This window comes from uncultured Winogradskyella sp., from assembly GCF_937958655.1.
Classification (GTDB): Bacteria; Bacteroidota; Bacteroidia; order Flavobacteriales; family Flavobacteriaceae; genus Winogradskyella.
The window spans coordinates 1-22,845 of the sequence record NZ_CALGNH010000012.1; the positions used below are offsets into that span (position 1 = coordinate 1).

The following is a 22,845-nucleotide window of genomic DNA, read 5'->3' on the forward strand; positions in this document are numbered from 1 at the left end:
ATCCGGGCCAGGATGGGACGGAACGTTTAATGGCAGTTTAATGCCAACGAATGATTACTGGTTTACTGTAGAGTACGATGCACTAACAGACGGCAGTGTACAACGAAAAGAATTTAGAGCCCATTTTGCCTTGAAACGATAGCTTATGGCTAAAGTATTGCATTAAAAAAGCCTAAACATTTGTTCAGGCTTTTTTTAATGCATTATATTTTAAAACCTAGAGATAAAACTATATCAGTAAACTTAGTTTGTACAAGCGCTGAATCCGTTAATCCAATGTCATATAATTGAGGGTTTCTATCTCGCTGAGTTTGGCTAAAAGCTAAATCTAAATTAAGATTACCAAAAGTATAACCTAAGCCTAAGGAATATCCTGTTAGATTACCAAAAATGGAATCATCTTTATATGGACTTTCCTCAAAGCGATAACCTCCTCTAAAATACAGTCTATTGTAGCGATATTCTCCGCCTAATCTATATGAGGCTGCTGATGTTAGAGCCTCGGTTATATCAGTATTTAATTCTGAGAAAAATACGTCTGAAGTAGGTCTAAATCTAATATTGCTATAATCCTTTAAGGCATAGTCAAAACTGATTAAACCTTGCTTGCCAAAGACATAAGCTAAACTTCCTGTAAATTTACCTGGAGTTTGTAATCTGTATTCTTCATAGATGTTGGTTACATTAGGGTTTAGAGTTGTATTAATCCTGTCTTCGCCATCTAATAGCACGGTAGAAATACCTTGAGAGGTTTCTTCAGAAATTCTATACCAGGTTGGAGAATTATAAGATATGCCTAATCTAAGTTCATTCGAAAGTTTAGCAATTCCACCTAATTGAAATGAAAAACCACTTCCTGTAGTTAAAAGATTATTGTCAAAATCTACACGTCTTATTGAAGATGCTTCATTCGCATTATTTTCTCTTAAAAATGTATTTTCTTCGAAATTTATAGAATGTGAATTTAGATTAAGCCCAAAGTAAAATTTGTCCTTGTAGCTCGTGGCAATATTAAATCCTAATTTGCTATTTTGGCCTCTGGTTGTATAGGCATATTGCTGAGCGTAATTTCCTCCTGCAATATTAGAACTGTAGGTGTTGTTTTCGTCATTATTAGGGTCAATTACGAAGCTTTCAAACCCTAAAAAAGCCTGCTGATTCCTAAAACCAAATACAGAGCCAATTTCTGAATATGCCTGAGAAATAGTTTCACCTGGTAATGCAGATATGTCATCTAAGGGAAGGCCATTTGCATTGTCTACAAAGTAAGACCCTATGCTTGTGTTAGGGTTAATTCCGCTAGCCAACCATCTGTCATTAAAAACGTTAGTTCTGTCATATGCAACTCCTAGGGTAAATTTTTTCCAAGGGGAGTTTTGATTATAATTTTCAAATACAAATATAGCACCAAGTTGATTAAAGTTTATATTGGAGTTCGAATTTCGATTTGTTTCACCAAAATAATTAACATCATTACTATTGTTGAATGATCCCAAGGAAAACGATACATGGCTATTGTTGAATATCGCTGATCCGGCCGGATTAATATTTACTGCAGACATATCTCCACCTAGAGCTCCAAAAGCACCGCTTAAAGCTTTAAATCTTGCTGTACCTTGGATATCATCTATTGAATATCTTACAGCATCAGTTATATCTTGGGCTAGCATATGGGATGTAGTTAGCAACCCTATGCAAACCATAAGTAATTTTTTCATGAATATATTGTATTAATTAAAACTGGTGATTATCAGCGACCACGTCTTCCTCCGCTAGATCTAGATCCTCCGCTAGATGATCTCGAAGATCCTCCTGAAGATCGCATTGATCCAGATGATCTGGAGCTACTTCTACTTGATCGCATTGATCCTGAAGACGACCGACTGCTTCTAGATGATCTTATTGTACCCGAAGAACGACTAGAGCGTGTCGATGGTCTGGTTACCCTTGAGTTTGATGATCTAGTGCGCGAAGTACCGTTTATAGATCTTGAAGGTCTAGTCGCTCTTGAATTACTTAAACTTCTAGTCCTAGACGATGATCTAACGCTATTGTTTCTTGTATTTCTAGTTGTAGCAGCCCTAGATAATCTACTAGTAGAATAATCTCGTCTAGATACTGCGGCATTACTTCTGTTTCTTCTGCTAAAGTTATTATTATTATTTAGTAAAGCGCTTCTTCGGTTTCTATTATATGCAAATCTATTTGAGTTACCAAAACCAGCATTCCATGCCCAATTATTAAATCCATATCTATAACCTGGTGGGCACCATGCGTTCCAACCGCCACCCCAGCCCCAGCCAGCGTTCCAACCCCAATTGTTCCAGCCTAAACCCCAGCCAGCATTCCAGCCCCATCGGTTCCAGCCCCAAGGTTGTCCCCAACCCCAGTTATTCCAACCAAAACCAGCATTCCATAGCCAAGGGTCATTCCAAACTCCCCAGCCATTGTCTATGATGTTTATAGTAACATTATCATTGGCTTGTCCCCATCCGCCATAAATTGGTCGTTGTTCTAACGTGTCTTGCACGCGTTCTGTGTAGTTACCTTGATAAGAATCTACATCAGTAAAAATTTCACTTTCTTGGGTTACAGCATTCAATTGTGCAGAATTCTCAGCAAAATAACTTCTGTAGTAACTAGAGCCTTCTGTAGATGTTGTAGCTACAGGCTGTTCAACAACTCTATTGTCATAGTTGTCAGAAGAATAAATACCATCATTATCGTAACCAGCATATTGAAAAGAACCACACGACGTTAAAAGTGCAGTAATACCGAAAACAACAAATACTGGGAATTTTCCTAAAGTAGTCATATTAAATCTCATATCTCTCGTATTTTATTGTTGAACATAGCAAAAATAGTTAGTTTTGTTGAACTAATTTTTTATTTAACATAGTCACAATATTTGTGCCAAAAATCAAAAAATGAGCAAAAATCTTACGAAAAGAGCTGATGATTATTCAAAATGGTATAATGAGCTAGTAATCAAGGCTGATTTAGCTGAAAACTCAGCAGTTAGAGGTTGTATGGTAATTAAGCCATATGGCTACGCAATATGGGAAAGAATGCAAGCAGAGTTAGATATAATGTTTAAAGAAACAGGACATCAGAACGCATATTTTCCTTTGTTTGTACCTAAGAGTTTATTTGAAGCTGAAGAGAAAAATGCTGAAGGTTTTGCTAAAGAATGTGCAGTAGTTACCCATTATAGGTTACAAAACGATCCTGACAACAAAGGTAAATTACGCGTAGATCCTAATGCAAAGTTAGAAGAAGAACTTGTAGTAAGACCTACTAGTGAAGCCATAATATGGAGTACCTACAAGGGCTGGATACAAAGTTATAGAGATCTACCTATTTTAGTAAATCAATGGGCAAATGTAGTCCGTTGGGAAATGCGAACACGCTTGTTTCTGCGTACCGCTGAGTTTTTATGGCAAGAAGGACATACAGCCCATGCTACTAAGAAAGAAGCTATTGAGGAAACTATTCAAATGAACAACGTGTATGCAACCTTTGTAGAAAATTTTATGGCGATTCCTGTAATTCAAGGTGTAAAAACTGAGAGCGAACGTTTTGCGGGTGCAGAAGAAACATACTGTATTGAAGCGCTAATGCAAGATGGAAAAGCACTACAGGCAGGTACGTCTCATTTCTTAGGTCAGAATTTTGCAGAAGCTTTTGATGTTAAATTTACAAATAAAGAAGGTAAACAAGATTATGTTTGGGCAACATCTTGGGGAGTTTCAACCCGTCTTATGGGTGCATTAATTATGACGCATAGTGATGATAAAGGTTTGGTGTTACCTCCTAATTTAGCGCCATACCAAGTTGTAATCGTTCCTATTTTTAAAAATGACGAGCAGTTTGAAGCGGTTAGTAAGGTCGCAAACGAAATCATTGAAGATCTAAAAGAAAGACACATAAGAGTTAAATTTGATAAAAGAGATACTTTACGTCCTGGTGCTAAGTTTGCACAGCACGAGTTACAAGGTGTGCCATTAAGAATTGCTATTGGTCCTAAAGATTTAGAAGATAAAACGGTTGAAGTTGCTAGACGCGATACGTTTACCAAAGATACCGTTCTTTTAGAAAGGATAAATGTTGTTGTTGAGAACTTGCTCGAAGAAATTCAGGAAAGTTTATTTAATAATGCTTTAGATTTTAGAAATAATCATATTACTAAAGTTGATGATTTTGAATCCTTTAAAGACGTATTAGAGAATAAAACTGGTTTTGTGTCTGCACATTGGGATGGTACCAGTGAAACGGAAGAAAAGATTAAAGAATTAACTAAAGCAACCATTCGTTGTGTTCCACTAGATAATGAAGAAGAAGAAGGGAAGTGCATTTTAACAGGTGGGTCATCAAAACAACGTGTTCTTTTTGCAAAGGCATATTAAAAAAAGTAAAAAATATATATGTAGGAGTTGCAACATTTAAAAATAGTTGTATTTTTGCATCCGCAATGGAAACATTGTTGGTTCATTAAATAAGTATATAACCAAATGGCCCGTTCGTCTATCGGCTAGGACGCCAGGTTTTCATCCTGGTAAGAGGGGTTCGATTCCCCTACGGGCTACAACTTTAATAAGAAAGAATAAAATGGCAAATCATAAGTCAGCTTTAAAAAGAATTAGAAGCAACGAGAAGAAAAGAGTGCTAAACAAGTATCAGCACAAAACAACTCGTAATGCGATTAAGAAATTGCGTGAAATAAGTGACGCTAAAGAAGCACAAAAGATGTTACCTTCTGTTGTAAGTATGATCGATAAATTAGCAAAGAAAAATGTAATTCATGCTAACAAAGCAGGTAACTTAAAGTCACAGTTAACAAAGTATGTAGCATCTATTTAGTTTCCAAAAAATTAATATAATTATATTTGAAGTCGTTGATATTTAGGTTCAACGACTTTTTTGTTTTTAAATTCTAAGTGTTTTGTATAAACATTTTAAGATTATTATAAAATTATGTTTTTAGCATAAAGTTAAAATTGATAACATTCAATAAATATTTAGTATTTTAAAAAAAAATATTATGAAGAACTTAAATAATTTGATTTTACTCATATTTTTTGTGAGTCTTTTAGGGTTTTCGCAAGAAAATGTTAGAAGTATAAGAGATATTATTTCTAACCCTTATTATAAGGAAAACAAAAAACTAATGTTTAATGACATTGTCGAAGAAGCTGATGCTTTCTTTAAAATTAAATACCCTGATTTATCTCCTTATGACCTTAGTAGTGGTACACATAGAGATGGTGATTTTGTGAAATATCAACGATGGAAAAACTTTTGGAAGTATAGACTAAACTCAGACGGTACTTTAGGTGATATCAGTATTATTAATAATTCAAACCCAAAATCTACAGCACTGCAATGTGATGACTCTGAATTTGATGTTTCTTGGTCAGAGGTTAATTACAACGGTAATTTTGGAGTGCAAATAGATATGGGTAGAGTGAGTAGTTTAGGTTTTCATCCGACTGATGCAAATACTTTTTTGGTAGGTGCTGCATTTGGTGGTCTTTGGAAGACGACAAATGGTGGGCAGTCTTATGTTAATCTTAATAATAATCTTCCTCACACATCAGTATCTGATATAATTATAGACTCTAACGATCCAGATAGGATTTTTATTTCGTTAAGTGATATTGTATGGTATGGACCTTCGGGAATAGGTGTTTATGAATCTACTGATGGTGGTGCAAACTTTTTACCCACAGCGTTAACATTTACATTACCACAAAACATAAGAATATATGAAATGGATGTTAATCCAAATAATCCTGCTGAATTTTTAGTTGCTACATCAGATGGTTTATACAGAACAACTGATTATTTTGCCTCTGTATCTAAAGTAATTAGTGCGGATATTAGAGCAGTAAAGTATAGTTTAAATAATAACTTTGCTTTTGCGGGTGGAGCATCAGGGCAATATTTTTTAAGTACAAATTCTGGAGCATCATTTTCATTAAATAACGATTTTGGTAATGGGCAAGTAAGGATAGCTATCTCTAACATGTCAAATTCGGGATACGTTGCGGTAACAAATGGAGTAAATTTAAATGTCTCTAGCGATGGTCAAAATTTCACTCAAAGCTTATTACCAGAATCAAATTGTGTAGTATCTTTTTCTAACAACCAAGATTCTAATCTTTTAATAGGAAATTTTGAGTGTTACAGATCTAATGATTTCGGAAATTCATTTTTTACAACAACAAATTGGCTAGGTAATGGATTACAGGTTGTACACGTAGACCAAAGGAATATATATACCAATCCCTTACAAAGCGATTATGTGTATTATTGTAATGATGGTGGTGTGTTCAGATATTCGGTGTCTACAAATAGTTTTGAGAATATATCTTCAGATCTGTTTATTACACAGTACTACGATATAGCTGTTTCTCAAACTGATGCTAATGTCCTTGGAGGAGGTTCTCAAGATAATGGAAATATAACAAGAAACTCTAATGGAGAGTGGCAAAGCTATGATCCTACAGGAGATGGGATGGGACAAGAAATAGACTTTAATGATTCTAATAGACGATATTTTTCTTTTCAGTTTGGCAGTTTAAGAAGATGGAATAGTCTATTTGGCTCTCCTACAAATATTGCTCCTTCAGGTGAAGATGGTAATGGTGCATGGGAAACACCTTATAAACTTGATCCTAACAATTCTGATAGGATCATTATAGGATATAAAAATGTTTACGCCTCAGAAAATAGAGGAGCTACCTGGTCTGTTATTGGAAATAATATTAGTACCTCTAACTTAGAGCAAATAGCTATAGCCAAGAGTAATTCTAATAAAATATATGCCTCTCAATTTAATACAGTTTTTGAAAAAGATGCATTATCAAATACTTGGTCTTCTCATAGTACTCCGGTAAATCAGTATATTTCTGATTTAGAAGTGCACCCTACAAATGAAAATACAGTTTTTATTTCTTATAGTGGCTTTACCAGTAATTCTAAAGTCTATAGATCTCTCAATGGAGGTTTTACATGGGAAAACATTTCATATAACCTTCCTAATTTACCTGTATTGTCACTCGAAACTTATGACACGATAGAGGGTATGATTTTTATAGGCACATATAGTGGAGTATATTATTTAGAAGAAAACGCTACTGAATGGAAAAAATTAGGATGTTTGCCAAACACTTCTGTAAATGATATCGAAATCCAGTATCTTAATGGTGATAAAATCTTTGCAGGTACACATGGTCGAGGTATTTTTGAAGCACCACTTTCAGATTTTAGGGCTTCATTAAGTATTGATGATGTTGATTATTCTGCTGAATCGGCGTTTAAGATTTTTCCAAATCCTGCAGAAAATAAAGTATATTTTAGCAAAGCAGTTGAAGCTAATACTATTTCCATTATAGATATAAGAGGAAGAATAGTAAATACTAAGTTTAATAAAGATGGAGTAGAAAATATATCTGAAATTAACATATCTCCCCTCCTAAAAGGTGTGTATTTTATTATTCTAGAAACTGATAATAATAAGATAGTTAGAAAACTAGTAAAGAATTAATAGAGTTAAATTTTAATATAAAACAAAACCTTGAATTTTATAAAATTCAAGGTTTTGTTTTGCGTTGTAATAAAAGAAAAAGAGACTTTTTTAGCCATTCATAGATATTAAGAACTCTTCATTATTTCTAGTTTGTTTAAATCTATCATTAATAAATTCCATTGCTTCTACAGGGTTCATATCCGCTAAGTACTTGCGCATAACCCACATTCTTTGAATGGTGTTATCATCTAGTAATAAGTCATCACGTCTTGTACTAGAGGATGTAAGGTCAATGGCAGGGAATATACGACGGTTAGAAATCTTACGATCTAATTGTAATTCCATATTACCAGTTCCTTTAAATTCTTCAAAGATAACTTCGTCCATTTTAGAGCCTGTTTCTGTCAATGCTGTAGCAATAATAGTAAGTGAGCCTCCATTTTCTATGTTACGAGCTGCACCAAAGAAACGCTTAGGTCTATGCAGGGCATTGGCATCTACACCACCAGATAAAATCTTACCAGACGCAGGTTGTACCGTATTATACGCTCTTGCTAAACGCGTAATAGAATCTAATAGAATAACAACATCATGGCCACACTCTACGAGACGTTTTGCTTTTTCTAAAACAATATCTGCAATTTTAACGTGTTCGTGTGCTTCTTTATCAAATGTAGAAGCTATAACTTCTCCACGTACATTACGTTGCATGTCTGTAACCTCTTCTGGGCGTTCATCTATAAGTAAAATCATTTGATAAACTTCTGGGTGGTTGGCAGCTATAGCATTTGCAACATCCTTAAGTAACATGGTTTTACCTGTTTTTGGTTGCGATACTATCATACCACGTTGCCCTTTGCCAAGTGGCGAAAACAGATCCATAATACGCGTAGAAATTGTGCTTTGTCTTTCGGCAATATTAAATTTCTCTTTTGGGAATAATGGTGTTAAGTGCTCAAAAGCCACTCGATCTCTAACTACATTTGGGTCTTGGCCATTAATCTTACTCACTTTAATTAAAGGGAAATATTTTTCACCTTCTTTTGGTGGTCTTACGTGGCCTAAAACTGTATCCCCTTTCTTTAGACCAAATAGGCGTATTTGGGATTGTGATACATAAATATCATCAGGTGAGGTTAAATAGTTATAATCCGATGATCTTAGAAAACCATAACCATCTTGCATAATATCTAAAACACCCTCACTTTCAATAATAGCTTCAAACTCAAAATCTGGTTCGCGATAACGGTTTCTGTTATCCTTGTTGCCATTGTTTTTTGAGTTGTTATTGTTTCTATTATTGTCTTTGTTACGATGTTGCCTGTTGTCGTTGTTCTGGTTATTATTAGAACGGCGATTATCATCCTTACGATCGTTAGACTTATGATCTTGCTTTTTGTGATTTTTTCTATCATTAGTTGCCTTATCACTACTCTGCTTGCGATCTTGAGGTTTAGCATCCTCCTTTTTTTCTTTAAATTCTAAAGATTTTTGATCTTTAGCTTCTTGAGGTTTTTGCTGTGTTCTAGCTCGCTTTTGCTGTGGCTTATTCTCTTTAACCTCTTGCTTAGTTTCCGTTTTAGTAGATTCCTTAACCGCATCTGGGTTGGCCGCTTGGTAGTCTAAGATTTGATAAACTAAATCTAATTTTTTAAGAGAACGGTACTTTGGTACTTTTAGTTGTTTGGCTATGTCCTGTAATTCAGGAAGCTTCTTAGCTTTTAACTGTGAAATTTCAAACATTTCTATGTATATAATGTATTATAATTTGATATTATTAATTCAATGTTTTCTAAATGAAATAAAAAGAAAAAATGTGAGATTAATTTGGAAGATTAGTTAAATGCAACTCAGAGTGTTACTTTTCAACTTCTGCAATGATACGACTTTATTTTAAATAAATTTCTATCTTTTCAAAAATAAACTCTAATTTTGTATTGCTTAAAAAGCGTAGAAATGATACAAAGAATACAAACACTTTATTTATTATTAGTACTTGGTATCTCTGCTGGTCTAATTTTTGTTTTTCATTTATGGACAAACAATGAAGGACTTAAAATCTACGCTATTGATAATTATGCGTATTTGGGCTTGTTTTTGGGCTCAGCTTTATTATCTTTAATTTCGATTTTTAGTTTTAAAAATAGAAAGTCTCAGTTTGTCTTGGGACGTATTAATATAATATTAAACTTTATTTTACTAGGAATCTTTGTTTATCAATCTCTAAATGTATCTGGAGAAACTAATGTTTCTGAGAAAGGTATTGGGATTCTTCTTCCTGTTTTTTCTATTGTGTGTTTAGTCTTGGCTAACAAGGCTATTAAAAAGGATGAAGATCTTGTAAAATCTGTAGATCGATTACGATGAACCTAAAATCTTAGTAGTTAGAAAACCCAAACACTGCCGTTTGGGTTTTTTTATTGCCTATCCCTAACCCTTCCCAAAGGGAAGGGAATTCCTATCAATTTGCTTTAGTTTTAATAGTTGATTTATAAATATTTTACGGTTGAGTAAGCGTTCCTTCCCTCTGGGAAGGCTAGGATGGACTTCTTCTTTCAAACTCTATCACTTCCAAATCCTTTATCTTTTTACCATCAATTTTAAATCTAAGCATTGTTCTTTTTTTATGAAAGCCATGCTTACCAACAGCACCAGGATTCATGTGTAACAGATTTAGTTTCTTGTCTGGCATTACTTTGAGTATGTGAGAGTGACCAGTAATAAATAGATCTGGTGGGTTTGTGGTGAGTTCTTCTCTTATCTTAGGGTTGTACTTTGGCGGATAGCCACCAATATGTGTTATCCAAACAGCAACATCTTCGCATAAAAATCGATTATGCAGCGGAAATTCAGTTCTCGCTTTGGCATCATCTATATTTCCATAAACAGCCTTTAACGGTTTTATGGCTTTTATACTATCAGCAACTTTTAAATCACCTATATCACCAGCATGCCATACTTCATCTGCATGTTTTACATGCTTTAATATGGCGTCATCAATGTAACTGTGAGTGTCGGATAATAAAAGGATTTTTTTCATATTTAGTTGTCACAAATGTAAAAATCGGTTTTTAAGGATTACTAGTTTTAATTTTTTTAGGCGAATAAGACTCAATTATAAGATCTAAGCGTGCATCATTATACCTAAGTTTTACTAAACTAATTTTTTGTTAAGAAGATTCCTGCCTTCACAGGAATAGGTTTATCTTTGTTTTTTCACAAAAGTAAGATTTCTATTGCGATTTTTCATTGAGCTTTCATACAATGGTAAGGCCTATCATGGCTGGCAAAATCAGCCCAACGCTATTTCTGTTCAAGAAGTATTAGAAAAAGCCTTAAGGACACTATTACAAAAGGATATTTCTATAGTTGGTGCTGGTAGAACAGATGCTGGTGTGCATGCCGCAAAGATGATAGCTCATTTTGATTTTGAAGGAAACAATCTAGATACTAATTTAGTTTATAAGCTTAATTCATATTTGCCTAAGGATATTTCGGTACATACTATTTTTGAAGTTAATAGTAAGGCACATGCAAGGTTTGATGCGCAAAGTAGAACGTATCATTATAAAATTTCAACATCTAAAAATGTGTTTAATTATGATTATGCTTATTTAGTACAGTTGCCTTTAGATGTTGATGCTATGAACCAAGCATGCAAGATTCTATTTAAGTATAAAGACTTTCAATGCTTTTCTAAAAGTAATACAGATGTAAAAACGTATCATTGTGATATAAAAGAGGCCTATTGGAGTTTAGATGCTGATCAATTAGTATTTACCATTACGGCCAATCGTTTTTTGCGCAATATGGTAAGAGCAGTGGTAGGTACAATGGTAAATATAGGTTTAGGAAAATTAGATCCAGAGGACTTACATACCATTATAGCATCAAAAGATAGAGGCAAGGCAGGGTTTTCAGTACCAGCACATGGCTTATATTTGGTAGAAATTAGTTATCCTAAATCAATTAAAAAATAGAACCCTCATAAGAGGTTAATTTATGACAAAACAAAAGAAGAAAATATTTGATGTTACACTTTTTAAACGTCTGTTGCAGTATATAAAACCTTATCGTACTGTTTTTGTAATTTCTTTAGTTTGTGTTATTGGTCTAGCCATTTTTGGTGCTTTAAGACCTTACGTGTTAAAAGAAGCTATAGATGTAAAGATTGCCAATAAACAATACAATGGCTTTGTGGTATATATGGTCATAATGTTGGGCTTGCTAATTTTTGAAGTTATTTCTCAATTATTATTCATTTACTACGCAAGTTGGTTAGGGCAATCTGTAGTTAAAGATATTAGAGTAAAATTGTTTCGTCACATCTTAAAGTTTAAGATGACGTATTTTGATAAATCTTCCGTTGGAGTGCTTATTACAAGAGCTGTTACTGATATGGAGCGTATTGCAGATATCTTTGGGCAAGGGCTTTTTATGATATTTAGCGATATTCTTAAGATGCTAGTTGTGGTCATTTTTATGGCATTTATTAATTTAAAATTGAGCCTTATTGTATTTGCTACAATGCCAATAATAATTATTGCCACCAAGATTTTTCAGAAATACATGAAACGCGCTTTTGAAGACGTAAGAAACGAAGTGTCTAATCTTAATTCTTTTGTACAAGAACGGGTTACTGGAATGAAAATCTTACAATTATTTACGCGTGAAGCCACAGAATACAAAAATTTTAAGCAAATAAACGAGCGCCATAAAAAAGGCTGGTTAAAGACGGTTTGGTATAATTCTATTTTCTTTCCAATTGCAGAATTTGTATCCTCCCTAACCTTGGCTATGGTTATTTTAGTTGGTGGGTTTAGTGCTATATCTGCTAATGCTGGCACTACCTTAGGAGATTTAATATCCTTTACCATGTTTATACCAATGTTGTTTAGGCCACTCTACCAAATAGCTAACAAGTTTAATACGCTTCAAATGGGAATGGTTGCTGCCGATAGGGTGTTTAAGGTTTTAGATACAACTTCTAATATAGATGATATTGGTACAATTGAGGCCAACCACTTTAAAGGAGCAATTGAGTTTGATAATGTAAGATTTTCTTATGTAAAGGATGAAGAGGTGCTTAAGGGTGTTTCTTTTAACGTAGAGGCAGGTGAAACCGTAGCTATTGTTGGTGCTACAGGTGCTGGTAAATCTACAATAATAAATCTTTTAAACCGGTTTTACGATATTAACTCTGGTACTATAAAGGTAGATGGTACCAATATTAAAGCTATGACTTTAAGCTCACTTCGTAATCAAATTGCAGTGGTACTACAAGACGTATTCTTATTTGCAGATACTATTTTAAATAATATAACACTCAATAACGCTTACATTACAGAAGATGATGTTGTTACTGCTGCCAAAGCTATTGGAATACATGATTTTATTGCAACATTACCTAATGGATACCATTACAATGTTAAAGAACGTGGAGTTATGCTTTCCTCTGGTCAGCGTCAATTAATATCGTTTTTAAGGGCATATGTGACCAATCCTAGTATTTTAATTTTAGATGAGGCAACCTCGTCTGTGGATTCTTACTCTGAGCAACTCATACAAGATGCTACGGATACAATTACCAAGGGCAGAACATCTATCGTTATTGCGCATCGTTTAGCGACCATTCAACAAGCGGATAAAATTATTGTAATGGATGCAGGTGAAATTGTAGAAATGGGTACGCACAAATCTTTGCTTAAAAAGAAAGATGGCTATTATAAAAATCTTTACGAAGTTCAGTTTTTAAAGGCTGAAGCTTATTAAATTATCACTTTAATATATGATTTTTAAAGCTAGAATAAAGTACCTAAAACTATGCCAATAATAAATGATATTATACCTAAAATAATATAGCTGAGGAGAAATATTATTAAGAATACCATAGTCTTTAATAATAATTCTAACCAACTTAAATTAAAGACGCGTTTAAGAACAAAACAATGGTACAGCACTAATATTGGATAACTTAAGAATACAAACGATATGTAAAACGTAGGTGCTACAGCTAATATAAGCTGGCCAATAAGTACGCTGATAATAGAGTACAAAGACATGGTATATAAGTATATAACAATATGCTCTGTAAAATTATAAGATTTTTTGTAAAAAACGATCCAAGATAAAAGAGCTAAAAACGGAATTATAATAGAAAACATTAAAGAGCTATACTCCATAGAGTCGCTTGTAGAATAATTTTCTAAAGCGCGTTGAGATATTTCATTCGAAAAAATATCGAGGCTCATCATCCAAGCTTTTAAATCAAAATATTCTAAATAAAATTTCTTTATTAGAAATACAGAGAGACCAGCAATAGTCAACGATAAACCAAAAAAACTGATAGGATTTACATAACGTTTTCTTACACCACTTATATAGCTGCAAATAACCGCTTCGGGTTTTGTAAGTAATGTTGTTAGTGTTCTTAAAAGCTTATTATCGTAATTAAAAAACGTTTCACTAAGATGAGCAAACAAATTTTTAAGTGTTAATCTGTGACGTACCATTTTACCGCCACAACTAGTACAATAGTTGGCCTCTATGTTTAGTACTGCATGGCAGTTTTTACAATTCATCTAAGTAAGGTCGTTTTTTATTTTTTTTCTAAGGTCATCAGTATCTTTAAACATTACAAACTCACCAGCTTTAAAATAGGAAATCTGACCTGTTTCCTCGCTCACGGCAATGGCGAGGGCATCTGTTTTTTCTGTAATGCCTACTGCAGCTCTATGGCGCAATCCAAAGCGTTCTGGTATTGTTTTTTCGTTGTTTACTGGTAGAATCACACGCGTGGCTTTTACCACATTATTGTCTATAATTATAGCACCATCGTGCAGCGGACTGTTCTTAAAAAAGATACTTTCTATAATAGGTTGCGATACTAAAATATTCATTTCGTCACCAGTGTTAGTGAGAAAATCGAGATTGTTATTGCGTTCTATTACAATGAGTGCTCCGGTATTTGTAGTTCCCATTTTGTTGCAAGCATTAATAATGGCATCAATATCTGTTGTAGTTTGGTCATCAGTTTTAAGGAACTTAAAATTTTTAAAGATGCCTTTTTTACCACCAATGTTGGTAGAACCAACGAGTAATAAAAACTTTCTAATTTCTGGTTGAAAAACTACAATCAGTGCAATAATCCCAACCTTCATAAAACCATCAAAAATACTGTAGAGCATTTGCATCTGCAGGTAATCTGTAAGTCTCCAAGCAAAGTAAATTATAAGAATCCCAATAAAGATATTGATGGCGACTGTGCCTTTAACTAATTTATAAATATAGTACAGTAAGATGGCAACGAGGAAGACATCAACGAAATCTATAAATCTAAAATCCCAAAGTTGTAAGTTTTCCAAATGGTTAGTGTTTTTGCTAATTTAATAAATTAAGTCGATTATAAAGGGCGATACATTCCATAGCCTCCTTAACATCATGTACTCGAAGTATTTTTGAGCCCTTTTCTAAGGCTATCATGTGTAATGCTGTAGTCCCATTTAGAGCATTAGCTGAGGTTGTGCCTAATGTTTTATAGATCATGGATTTACGTGAAAGTCCGGCTAAAATCGGCTTACCAACAATGCCTAAAAGTTCTAGCTGATTGAGCAATTGGTAATTTTGATCAAGGGTTTTAGCAAAGCCAAAACCCGGATCTATAATAATATCATTAATTTTTGCAGCATGCGCTTCTGCTATTCTTTGGGCAAAGTATAAATTAAGATCCTTAATTAAATCTTCATAATCCGTTTGCTCTTTCATGGTTTTAGGATTACCTCGCATATGCATCATAATGTAGGGTACACCAAGTTGACCTATGGTGTTAATCATATGTTCATCGAGCTGACCAGCAGAAATGTCATTTATTAATGCGGCTCCTGCTTCAATACTTTGCTTGGCAACGGCACTCCTAAAGGTGTCTACTGATATATAAGTCTTAGGAAAGTGTCTTAAAATGAGTTGAACAACCGGAATAACACGATTTAATTCTTCAGTTTCACTCACAAAATCAGCACCTGGACGCGAGCTGTAGCCACCAACATCAATAAAAGTGGCACCTTCAGTTAGCATCGTTTCTACTTGGTTTAAGAGTGAAGATTTATCCTTGTATTGGCCGCCATCGTAAAACGAATCTGGTGTTACATTAAGAATACCCATAACCTTGGGTGTGGTTAAATCTATTAATTGGCCTTTACAGTTAATTGTCATAAAGCATATTAAAAGAGGCGACTTAAAACTTTAAACCTCAATTTTTGAACTTCTAATTTATTTATGCGAAATTTACGGAAAATAATAGAGTTTTAGATGCAGGACACCTCAAAACAATATGATGCAGTAATTGATAAATGCAGAGCGCTTTTTATTAATAAAATGAGCGATTACGGTAGTGCATGGCGAATCTTAAGATTACCATCCTTAACGGATCAAATATTTATAAAAGCGCAACGCATAAGAAGCTTGCAGCAAAATGCCTTAAGAAAGGTAGATGAAGGCGAGGTTAGTGAGTTTATTGGTATTATTAACTATTGTTTAATGGCATTAATTCAATTAGAAAAAGGTGTGGTTGAGCAACCCGATTTAAATACTAAAGAAGCAACAAAACTTTATGACGAAAAGATTGCGCTGACCAAACAATTAATGTTAGATAAAAACCATGATTATGGTGAAGCTTGGAGAGATATGCGCGTAAGTTCTTTAACCGATTTAATTTTGCAAAAGCTATTACGCGTTAAGCAAATTGAAGATAACGCAGGTAAAACCATCGTTAGTGAAGGCATTGGTGCTAATTATCAAGATATGATCAACTACGCGATTTTTGCGATGATTCATCTTAATGAAGCGAATTGATTATCATTCCTGAAAATGCAGGAATCCAGATAAAAAGTTAAACTATTAAATAGATTTCTGCTTTCGCAGGAATGACACAAAATATGAAATACTTAGTACAATTAAGCAGAATATTTGTTGGAGTCCTTTTTATTATTTCAGGATTTATAAAGTTGAATGACCCTTTAGGGTTTTCCTATAAGCTTCAGGAATACTTCGGTGCCGATGTTTTAAATATGGAATTATTGATTCCTTATGCCTTACTGATCTCTGTATTTGTTGTTGTTTTCGAAGTTGTTTTAGGTGTTTTTCTGCTCATTGGTTACCAAACAAAATTTACAGTCTATAGTCTATTAGCTATGATTGTTTTTTTTACATTCTTAACCTTTTATTCTGCGTATTTTGATAAGGTGAAAGACTGTGGTTGTTTTGGTGATGCCCTAAAATTAACACCATGGGAAAGTTTTACTAAAGATGTTATTCTTTTAGTGTTAATTCTAATTTTGGTTTATGGATTAAAACACATACAGCCTATATTCTCAAAACTGCCAACAACGGTAATGGCGTTATTAAGTTTTATAATTTCGCTTTGGTTTGGTTATCATGTACTGATGCATTTACCGTCCATAGATTTTAGAGCCTATGCCATAGGGAAAAATATACAGGAACAAATGGCAATTCCGGATAATGCTCCAAAACCTGTTTTAGAGTATACTTGGACGTTTAAGGTTAATGGCGAAAACCAAGAATTTATTACGAACGGTAGTTATCCGTCGGTTGATGGTGATTATGTTGGTGTAGAGACTAAAACCATTGATGAAGGCTATATTCCACCAATTCAAGATTTTTCTATTGAGTCCGAGGATGAAGATTTAACCGCTTACTTTTTAGAAAAAGACAAGCTTGTTTTAGTGGCAATGTACAATATTACTACAGCAGAAACCGATGGTGTTGCAAAGCTTAAATCATTTACAGAAAAAGCGGCTAAAAAAGGTTATACAGTAATTGGCTTAACCTCGTCTGGCAATACAGAGAAGCAAAAAGTGAAAGAAACTTACGGATTAAATTTTGACTTTTACCTCTGCGATGAAAAGGTGATTAAAACCATTGTACGTTCTAATCCTGGTGTTGTACTTTTAGAAAAAGGTACAGTGATTAACAAAGCCCATTGGAACGATATTGCTGATATTGAACTTTAGTGGACAGTAGACATTAGACAGTAGACATTAGACGATAGGTAGTAAATATTAGGCATTAGAAAGTCCTAGAGTAATTATGAAACTACATTGTAAAAAATTATGAGTATTATTTTTTAAACGATAACCGCTTACCCTACAAAAGACTAAAGACTTGATAAGCTATTTAATAAATAAACTTTTTTACGCATGTCTCACTCTACTCGGTGTTATAACGGTTATTTTCTTTTTATTTACTGTGCTACCTGGTGACCCAGCTAAAATGATGTTAGGTCAAAATCAATCTGCGGATCAGGTAAAGGTTATAAAGAAAAAATATGGATTTGATAAGCCGTTGGGTACGCAATACCTGTACTATCTTAATGATTTGTCACCGCTTTCATTTCATTCAAAAAATACCGAGGACTATACGTATCTAAGCAGCAATAAATATAATGGATCCAAATTGTTTAGTATTGGTAATACAACAACGGTAATAAAAACGCCTTATCTAAGAACATCTTTTACTAAGCACGGCAAAAAGGTAACAGCAATTATTGCTGAGACTATGCCTAATACGTTTGTGCTGGCAGTATCCGCTATAATTATAGCCATAGTACTTGGTGTTGTTTTTGGCATAATTTCGGCATTGTATAAAGATACATGGATAGATAAAAGCATTCAGGTACTGAGCACCTTAGGCATGAGCGTACCTTCATTTTTTAGTGCGATCTTGTTTGCTTGGCTATTTGGGTTTGTATTGCATAAGTACACCAATCTAGAAATGACAGGCAGTCTGTATGAGTTAGATGATTTTGGAGAGAAAATGACCATTAAATGGAAGAACTTAATCTTGCCAGCCGTTGTTTTAGGTATTCGTCCATTGGCAGTGGTAATTCAATTAATGCGTAACTCTTTGTTAGAAGTAATGAGTCAAGATTATATAAGAACGGCTCGTGCAAAAGGTTTAAGCGAGTTTCAGGTTATTAAAAACCACGCTGTAAAAAATGCTTTAAATCCTGTAGTTACAGCAATTTCTGGTTGGTTTGCATCCATGTTGGCAGGTGCTGTGTTTGTAGAATATATTTTTGGCTGGAATGGTTTAGGCAAAGAAATTGTAACTGCTTTAAATACCCTAGACTTACCAGTAATTATGGGTTCGGTACTAGTTATTGCTATAGTATTTATTACCATTAATATCTTGGTAGACATTATGTATGCTTGGCTCGATCCTAAAGTAAAATTGTCTTAGTAATTAATTACAGTATTTACCCTATAACGTTTGCGTTTATTTTATACTATCAAGTAAATTTTGTATACCCTTTTTACCTTATTTTTGTAATTCAAATTAAATTTTAATTAAATAACAAATTCCTTCCCTCAGGGAAGGTTAGGATGGGCTTATGAGAAAAAATATAGTAGCAGGTAACTGGAAAATGAACAACGATTTATCACAAACCGAAGCATTGATTACGGATTTAAAAAGAGAGTCCAAAACCTCCAATGCTGAGGTAATGATTGCACCAACTTATACCAATTTGTGGCAAGCCTATCAAACGTTAAAAGATAATACTATAGAAGTCATAGCTCAGAACATGCACTTTGCAGAAAATGGCGCCTACACTGGTGAAGTCAGCGCAGCTATGTTAAAAAGTATAGGTATAAAGACTGTAATCCTTGGGCACAGTGAGCGTAGAGCGTATTATAATGAAACCGATGAGTCTTTAGCTAAAAAAGTTAATGCTGCTTTAGTGAATGATATGAGAGTTATTTTCTGCTTTGGTGAAGAATTAAAAGACCGAAAAGCAGAGAAACAAGATGCCGTTGTAGAAAGCCAGATAAAAAACGCTTTATTTCATTTAGAAGCCAAAGCCTTTAACAAAATAGTATTAGCCTATGAGCCAGTTTGGGCTATCGGTACAGGCGAAACTGCCACTCCAGAGCAAGCACAAGATATGCACGCGTTTATAAGAAAAACACTATCAGAAAAATATGGCAGTGAGGTTGCGGATTCTGTGTCTATTCTTTACGGAGGTAGCGTTAAACCAGCTAATGCAAAAGAAATTTTTTCTAAACCAGATGTAGATGGTGGTTTAATTGGTGGAGCTTCACTTAATGCCGAAGATTTCTTTGCTATTGTTAGTGCATTTTAGGTGTCTAGTAACATATATATAGGCTACGACTTTAAAGTTGAGCCGCTTCAGCCAGCAACCGAAATACTAATTGCAGAATTAGGTTATGCTGGCTTTGAGAGTTTTGTAGAAACACAAAATGGTGTAACAGCTTATATTCAGAAAGGGGATTGGAATGCTTTTATTTTAGAAGATATTCAAATTCTTAATTCTGATGAATTTTCAATTTCTTATGAGTTTAATGAAATTGAACAAACCAATTGGAATGAAGAATGGGAGAAAAATTTTAAACCTATAGTAGTTGATGATTTAGTTACGGTTCGCGCTCCGTTTCATAAAGTTCCATCTACCAATTACGATATCATCATAGAGCCCAAAATGAGTTTTGGTACGGGTCATCATGAAACGACATACATGATGATTCAGTATATTCTTAAAAACGATTTTAAAAATAAAACGGTTTTAGATATGGGTTGCGGAACAGGTGTTTTAGCAATTCTTGCTGAAAAAGTTGGTGCAATTAAATTAGATGCAATCGATATTGATAATTGGTGCTACCTTAATAGTGTAGAAAACACAGAGCGTAATAATTGTAATAATATTTCTGTATATGAAGGTGATGTATCACTACTAAAAAATCAAAAGTACGATAGTATTATTGCAAATATTAATAGAAATATTTTACTTCAAGATATTCCAACTTATGCAAAGAGTTTAAATAAAAATGGCTCTTTATTTTTAAGTGGCTTTTATGAAAATGATTTAGAACTTATAAAGCAAAAATGCGCTGTAAACAATCTAGAGTTTAAAGATAGAATCGTAAAAAACAACTGGATAGCGGCTAAATTTAATATTAGATAATTCTTAATTTCGGATGTTTTTTTTAATAAAAATCGAATTACTTCGTTGATTTAACATAATAAATTTAAAAAATTTGGTTTTTCCGTATTCTAATAATGTTTTTTTAACGTATATTTAACAAAATAATATTATTTCCACATAGTGACTTTTAGTTGATATTCCATACAAAATATCGACCTAAATATGTACGTGTCAATGTTTATGTAAACGCGATGTAAAAAATTTAATTTAACTAACAAATAAACAAATGAAAAGTTTAATCAATCGTTGGGCAGTAACTGTAGCTGCATTTGCCTTAGTATTTATGGCATGTCAAAAAGAAGAAACAAACCAAGATGATAATCAGTCATTAAATGATATCATTAACGTAAATTCCCTTGAAGGAAAAACTTTAATTACAGACCAAAAATTCTTAGAAGATATTAGATCTTTAGACATTGATGCTGGTGCCGTATCTAAAGGTGATTTTCATTTTCCTGATGGTAGTGTAGAAGAAAGAATCTACATTGGTAGTGATATTGTATTCGCAAATGAAGATCTTAGAGAATTAATACAGCAACATAAGGATGGTGCTAAGCAGTACAGAACCTTTAATTTGGTTACTGGTGCTAACAGAACCATCGATATTATTGGTTTTACCGGTGGAAGCCAGGCTTTAACAAGTAAAGCACGTTCAGCTCTAGAAATGGCTGTTGCGAATTTTAATAATTTAAATACATCCTTACAGTTTAATCTATCTTTTGGTACAGATTATCAACAAAGAGATATTGTAGTATATGATAATTCTGTAAACAATCCAAATGGCTCTGGTGGTCAAGCTGGTTTTCCAAGTTCTGCTGGTGAGCCTTTTAAGTTTGTTCAGATTTATGGTATAGATGGTTTTTCTACAGATGTAAATGAGCATATTATTACTCATGAGTTAGGTCATTCAATTGGTTTCCGTCACTCAGACTGGTTTGATCGTCTAAGTTGTCCTGTTGAAATACAAGGGAATGAAGGTACGGGATCTGATGGAGCTGTTCATATTCCTGGGACGCCTACAGACAGAGATTTAACATCTGTTATGCAAGCATGTGCTGATGGTGGTGTTACAGGTGAATTTAATAGTAATGATATTACTGCTTTAGAATATATGTATCCAACCTCTAACACAGGAGGCGGTGGTGACAATGGTGGTGATAACGGTCCTTGTGACGGTGTGCCACAATTTCAAAGAGGTGTAAATTATTCAGTAGGCGATCGTGTTGTATATTTTGGAAATTTATACGAGCGTCAATCTAGAAGATGGAGATTTATTGGTTCATGTAACTAATTTTTAGACATAACTAATTTTATAATGAGCTGCTAGAATCTTCTTTAGCAGCTCATTTTAATTTAAAGTTTAGCGCTATTGATTTTGTCTGGTTATAATTTATAATACTGTACTAGGCGTAAGAGAAGACGTAAAAAATTTTAACACTTTTATCATATCTAAATACCTAGCTTTATCGTTTAAATAATAAATATTTTTTAAATTAGCTTAAATCATAGATTTATTATGAGCACCCAAAAGGAATATCAAGAGGATTTACTTCTGCAAGAAGAGGAATTAAAGCAGAACGAAATTGTTTTATTTAATGATGATGTTAATACCTTTGATCATGTTATTGATACATTGATTTATGCCTGCGATCATGTACCAGAACAAGCAGAGCAATGTGCTTTATTAGTGCATTACAAAGGAAAGTGTACAGTAAAAACAGGATCTTATGATGATTTGGAACCACGATGCTCTAAACTTCTTCAAGCGGGTCTTAGTGCAGAAATAGTTTAAAACACAATTTACTTACGCATTCTACCAACTGCACAACTCACAAAAGATTTCGCTTTCTTCGGAAAAGAATTTGTTTCACCGATAGCAGGATAACCAAGATCTGATAACTTCTTTTTTGCTAGTTCTAAATTAACTTCAGATTTAAAATTGAAACGGACTTCGTTTGTATTATTATGGACTCTGACTTTTGAAATACCAACTAATTTAGACAGTTGTGTTACTATAGTATTGGCACAGCCACCACATTTAAGATTCTGTATTTTAATAGTTGTGCTAAGCATAAGTTTTAGTTTTTTATTTTACAAGTACTGATTCCTAAAATTCGGTATAGTGGGCAAAAGTTAATAAGACTAGTTATTAATAAAATAATAGCTATAGCCATTAGTACATAAGCTAGTGTTCCTTCAATAACATTAAAATAGTATAATAATGCTAAAGCTGCTGCCAAAAAGACACGAATTCCTTTATCTAAATTACTCACTTTTTTTTATAATAATCATACAT

Annotated in this window: 23 protein-coding genes and 1 tRNA gene; 15 read left to right on the forward strand and 9 right to left on the reverse strand. The window is 33.6% G+C overall.

What is annotated here, in order from left to right; all coding sequences use genetic code 11:
* The coding region (locus Q0800_RS02395) for a T9SS type B sorting domain-containing protein (protein ID WP_299127356.1) at nucleotides 1-142 on the forward strand (142 nt) is incomplete at its 5' end.
* Nucleotides 143-203: 61 nt separating this feature from the next.
* Here the strand turns inward: Q0800_RS02395 and Q0800_RS02400 are convergent.
* Complete coding sequence (locus Q0800_RS02400) at nucleotides 204-1,718, reverse strand: outer membrane protein transport protein (protein WP_299127295.1); 1,515 nt, start codon at nucleotides 1,716-1,718, stop codon at nucleotides 204-206.
* 32 nt (nucleotides 1,719-1,750) lie between these two features.
* Nucleotides 1,751-2,827, reverse strand: coding sequence for a hypothetical protein (locus Q0800_RS02405; RefSeq protein WP_299127297.1), 1,077 nt, complete (start codon nucleotides 2,825-2,827; stop codon nucleotides 1,751-1,753).
* Between the two features lie 100 nt (nucleotides 2,828-2,927).
* Here Q0800_RS02405 and proS point away from each other — a divergent pair, with 100 nt between their 5' ends.
* The 4 genes from proS to Q0800_RS02425 all read left to right on the forward strand — a co-directional run bounded on the left by proS (nucleotide 2,928) and on the right by Q0800_RS02425 (nucleotide 7,549).
* Nucleotides 2,928-4,406 carry a proline--tRNA ligase gene (gene proS, locus Q0800_RS02410; RefSeq protein ID WP_299127298.1) on the forward strand — a complete coding sequence of 493 codons (1,479 nt, stop codon included), beginning with the start codon at nucleotides 2,928-2,930 and terminating at the stop codon, nucleotides 4,404-4,406.
* A gap of 107 nt (nucleotides 4,407-4,513) precedes the next feature.
* Nucleotides 4,514-4,585, forward strand: a tRNA-Glu gene (locus tag Q0800_RS02415).
* Between the two features lie 23 nt (nucleotides 4,586-4,608).
* The gene (rpsT, locus tag Q0800_RS02420; RefSeq protein ID WP_299127299.1) at nucleotides 4,609-4,860 is read left to right on the forward strand and encodes a 30S ribosomal protein S20; all 252 of its coding nucleotides are present in this window, start codon (nucleotides 4,609-4,611) and stop codon (nucleotides 4,858-4,860) included.
* A gap of 181 nt (nucleotides 4,861-5,041) precedes the next feature.
* Nucleotides 5,042-7,549, forward strand: coding sequence for a T9SS type A sorting domain-containing protein (locus Q0800_RS02425; protein WP_299127301.1), 2,508 nt, complete (start codon nucleotides 5,042-5,044; stop codon nucleotides 7,547-7,549).
* Between the two features lie 90 nt (nucleotides 7,550-7,639).
* On the opposite strand, the gene rho is transcribed toward Q0800_RS02425, so the two are convergent.
* Nucleotides 7,640-9,274 carry a transcription termination factor Rho gene (gene rho / locus Q0800_RS02430; protein WP_299127304.1) on the reverse strand — a complete coding sequence of 545 codons (1,635 nt, stop codon included), beginning with the start codon at nucleotides 9,272-9,274 and terminating at the stop codon, nucleotides 7,640-7,642.
* A gap of 213 nt (nucleotides 9,275-9,487) precedes the next feature.
* On the opposite strand from rho, the gene Q0800_RS02435 reads away from it, so the two are divergent.
* Nucleotides 9,488-9,898, forward strand: coding sequence for a DUF4293 domain-containing protein (locus Q0800_RS02435; protein ID WP_299127307.1), 411 nt, complete (start codon nucleotides 9,488-9,490; stop codon nucleotides 9,896-9,898).
* 169 nt (nucleotides 9,899-10,067) lie between these two features.
* Here the strand turns inward: Q0800_RS02435 and Q0800_RS02440 are convergent, their stop codons facing one another.
* The gene (locus Q0800_RS02440) at nucleotides 10,068-10,571 is read right to left on the reverse strand and encodes a metallophosphoesterase family protein (RefSeq protein WP_299127308.1); all 504 of its coding nucleotides are present in this window, start codon (nucleotides 10,569-10,571) and stop codon (nucleotides 10,068-10,070) included.
* 196 nt (nucleotides 10,572-10,767) lie between these two features.
* On the opposite strand from Q0800_RS02440, the gene truA reads away from it, so the two are divergent.
* Together truA and Q0800_RS02450 are read left to right on the forward strand one after the other, a co-directional pair.
* Entirely contained in the window at nucleotides 10,768-11,511 is a 744-nt protein-coding gene (gene truA / locus Q0800_RS02445; RefSeq protein WP_299127310.1) for a tRNA pseudouridine(38-40) synthase TruA, read from the forward strand.
* A gap of 22 nt (nucleotides 11,512-11,533) precedes the next feature.
* Entirely contained in the window at nucleotides 11,534-13,303 is a 1,770-nt protein-coding gene (locus tag Q0800_RS02450) for an ABC transporter ATP-binding protein (RefSeq protein ID WP_299127313.1), read from the forward strand.
* 29 nt (nucleotides 13,304-13,332) lie between these two features.
* Here Q0800_RS02450 and Q0800_RS02455 read toward each other — a convergent pair whose 3' ends face one another.
* The 3 genes from Q0800_RS02455 to folP are packed head-to-tail and all read right to left on the reverse strand — an operon-like array spanning nucleotide 13,333 to nucleotide 15,742.
* On the reverse strand, nucleotides 13,333-14,112 hold the full coding sequence (locus Q0800_RS02455) for a DUF3667 domain-containing protein (RefSeq protein ID WP_299127315.1): 780 nt from the start codon (nucleotides 14,110-14,112) through the stop codon (nucleotides 13,333-13,335).
* A complete protein-coding gene (gene cdaA / locus Q0800_RS02460; protein ID WP_299127318.1) occupies nucleotides 14,113-14,895 on the reverse strand; it encodes a diadenylate cyclase CdaA in 783 nt (260 codons plus the stop codon).
* Between the two features lie 16 nt (nucleotides 14,896-14,911).
* On the reverse strand, nucleotides 14,912-15,742 hold the full coding sequence (gene folP, locus Q0800_RS02465; RefSeq protein ID WP_299127320.1) for a dihydropteroate synthase: 831 nt from the start codon (nucleotides 15,740-15,742) through the stop codon (nucleotides 14,912-14,914).
* Nucleotides 15,743-15,838: 96 nt separating this feature from the next.
* Between folP and Q0800_RS02470 the strand changes: the two genes are divergently transcribed.
* The 7 genes from Q0800_RS02470 to Q0800_RS02500 all read left to right on the forward strand — a co-directional run bounded on the left by Q0800_RS02470 (nucleotide 15,839) and on the right by Q0800_RS02500 (nucleotide 22,341).
* On the forward strand, nucleotides 15,839-16,381 hold the full coding sequence (locus Q0800_RS02470) for a DUF1599 domain-containing protein (protein ID WP_299127321.1): 543 nt from the start codon (nucleotides 15,839-15,841) through the stop codon (nucleotides 16,379-16,381).
* 83 nt (nucleotides 16,382-16,464) lie between these two features.
* Nucleotides 16,465-17,559, forward strand: a complete 1,095-nt coding sequence (locus Q0800_RS02475) for a BT_3928 family protein (protein ID WP_299127323.1) — start codon at nucleotides 16,465-16,467, stop codon at nucleotides 17,557-17,559.
* Nucleotides 17,560-17,710: 151 nt separating this feature from the next.
* On the forward strand, nucleotides 17,711-18,787 hold the full coding sequence (locus Q0800_RS02480) for an ABC transporter permease (protein WP_299127324.1): 1,077 nt from the start codon (nucleotides 17,711-17,713) through the stop codon (nucleotides 18,785-18,787).
* A gap of 151 nt (nucleotides 18,788-18,938) precedes the next feature.
* Nucleotides 18,939-19,688 carry a triose-phosphate isomerase gene (gene tpiA / locus Q0800_RS02485; RefSeq protein WP_299127325.1) on the forward strand — a complete coding sequence of 250 codons (750 nt, stop codon included), beginning with the start codon at nucleotides 18,939-18,941 and terminating at the stop codon, nucleotides 19,686-19,688.
* Complete coding sequence (gene prmA / locus Q0800_RS02490; RefSeq protein WP_299127327.1) at nucleotides 19,689-20,528, forward strand: 50S ribosomal protein L11 methyltransferase; 840 nt, start codon at nucleotides 19,689-19,691, stop codon at nucleotides 20,526-20,528. It abuts the gene before it with no gap.
* Nucleotides 20,529-20,775: 247 nt separating this feature from the next.
* Nucleotides 20,776-21,840 carry a M57 family metalloprotease gene (locus Q0800_RS02495; protein WP_299127329.1) on the forward strand — a complete coding sequence of 355 codons (1,065 nt, stop codon included), beginning with the start codon at nucleotides 20,776-20,778 and terminating at the stop codon, nucleotides 21,838-21,840.
* Between the two features lie 225 nt (nucleotides 21,841-22,065).
* Nucleotides 22,066-22,341 (forward strand): ATP-dependent Clp protease adaptor ClpS, encoded by a 276-nt coding sequence (locus tag Q0800_RS02500; RefSeq protein ID WP_299127331.1) that lies wholly within the window; start codon nucleotides 22,066-22,068, stop codon nucleotides 22,339-22,341.
* A gap of 8 nt (nucleotides 22,342-22,349) precedes the next feature.
* Here Q0800_RS02500 and Q0800_RS02505 read toward each other — a convergent pair whose 3' ends face one another.
* Both Q0800_RS02505 and Q0800_RS02510 read right to left on the reverse strand, forming a co-directional pair.
* Nucleotides 22,350-22,622, reverse strand: coding sequence for a heavy metal-associated domain-containing protein (locus Q0800_RS02505; protein ID WP_299127333.1), 273 nt, complete (start codon nucleotides 22,620-22,622; stop codon nucleotides 22,350-22,352).
* A gap of 5 nt (nucleotides 22,623-22,627) precedes the next feature.
* Entirely contained in the window at nucleotides 22,628-22,822 is a 195-nt protein-coding gene (locus tag Q0800_RS02510; RefSeq protein ID WP_299127336.1) for a DUF2892 domain-containing protein, read from the reverse strand.
* Nucleotides 22,823-22,845 lie beyond the last annotated feature (23 nt).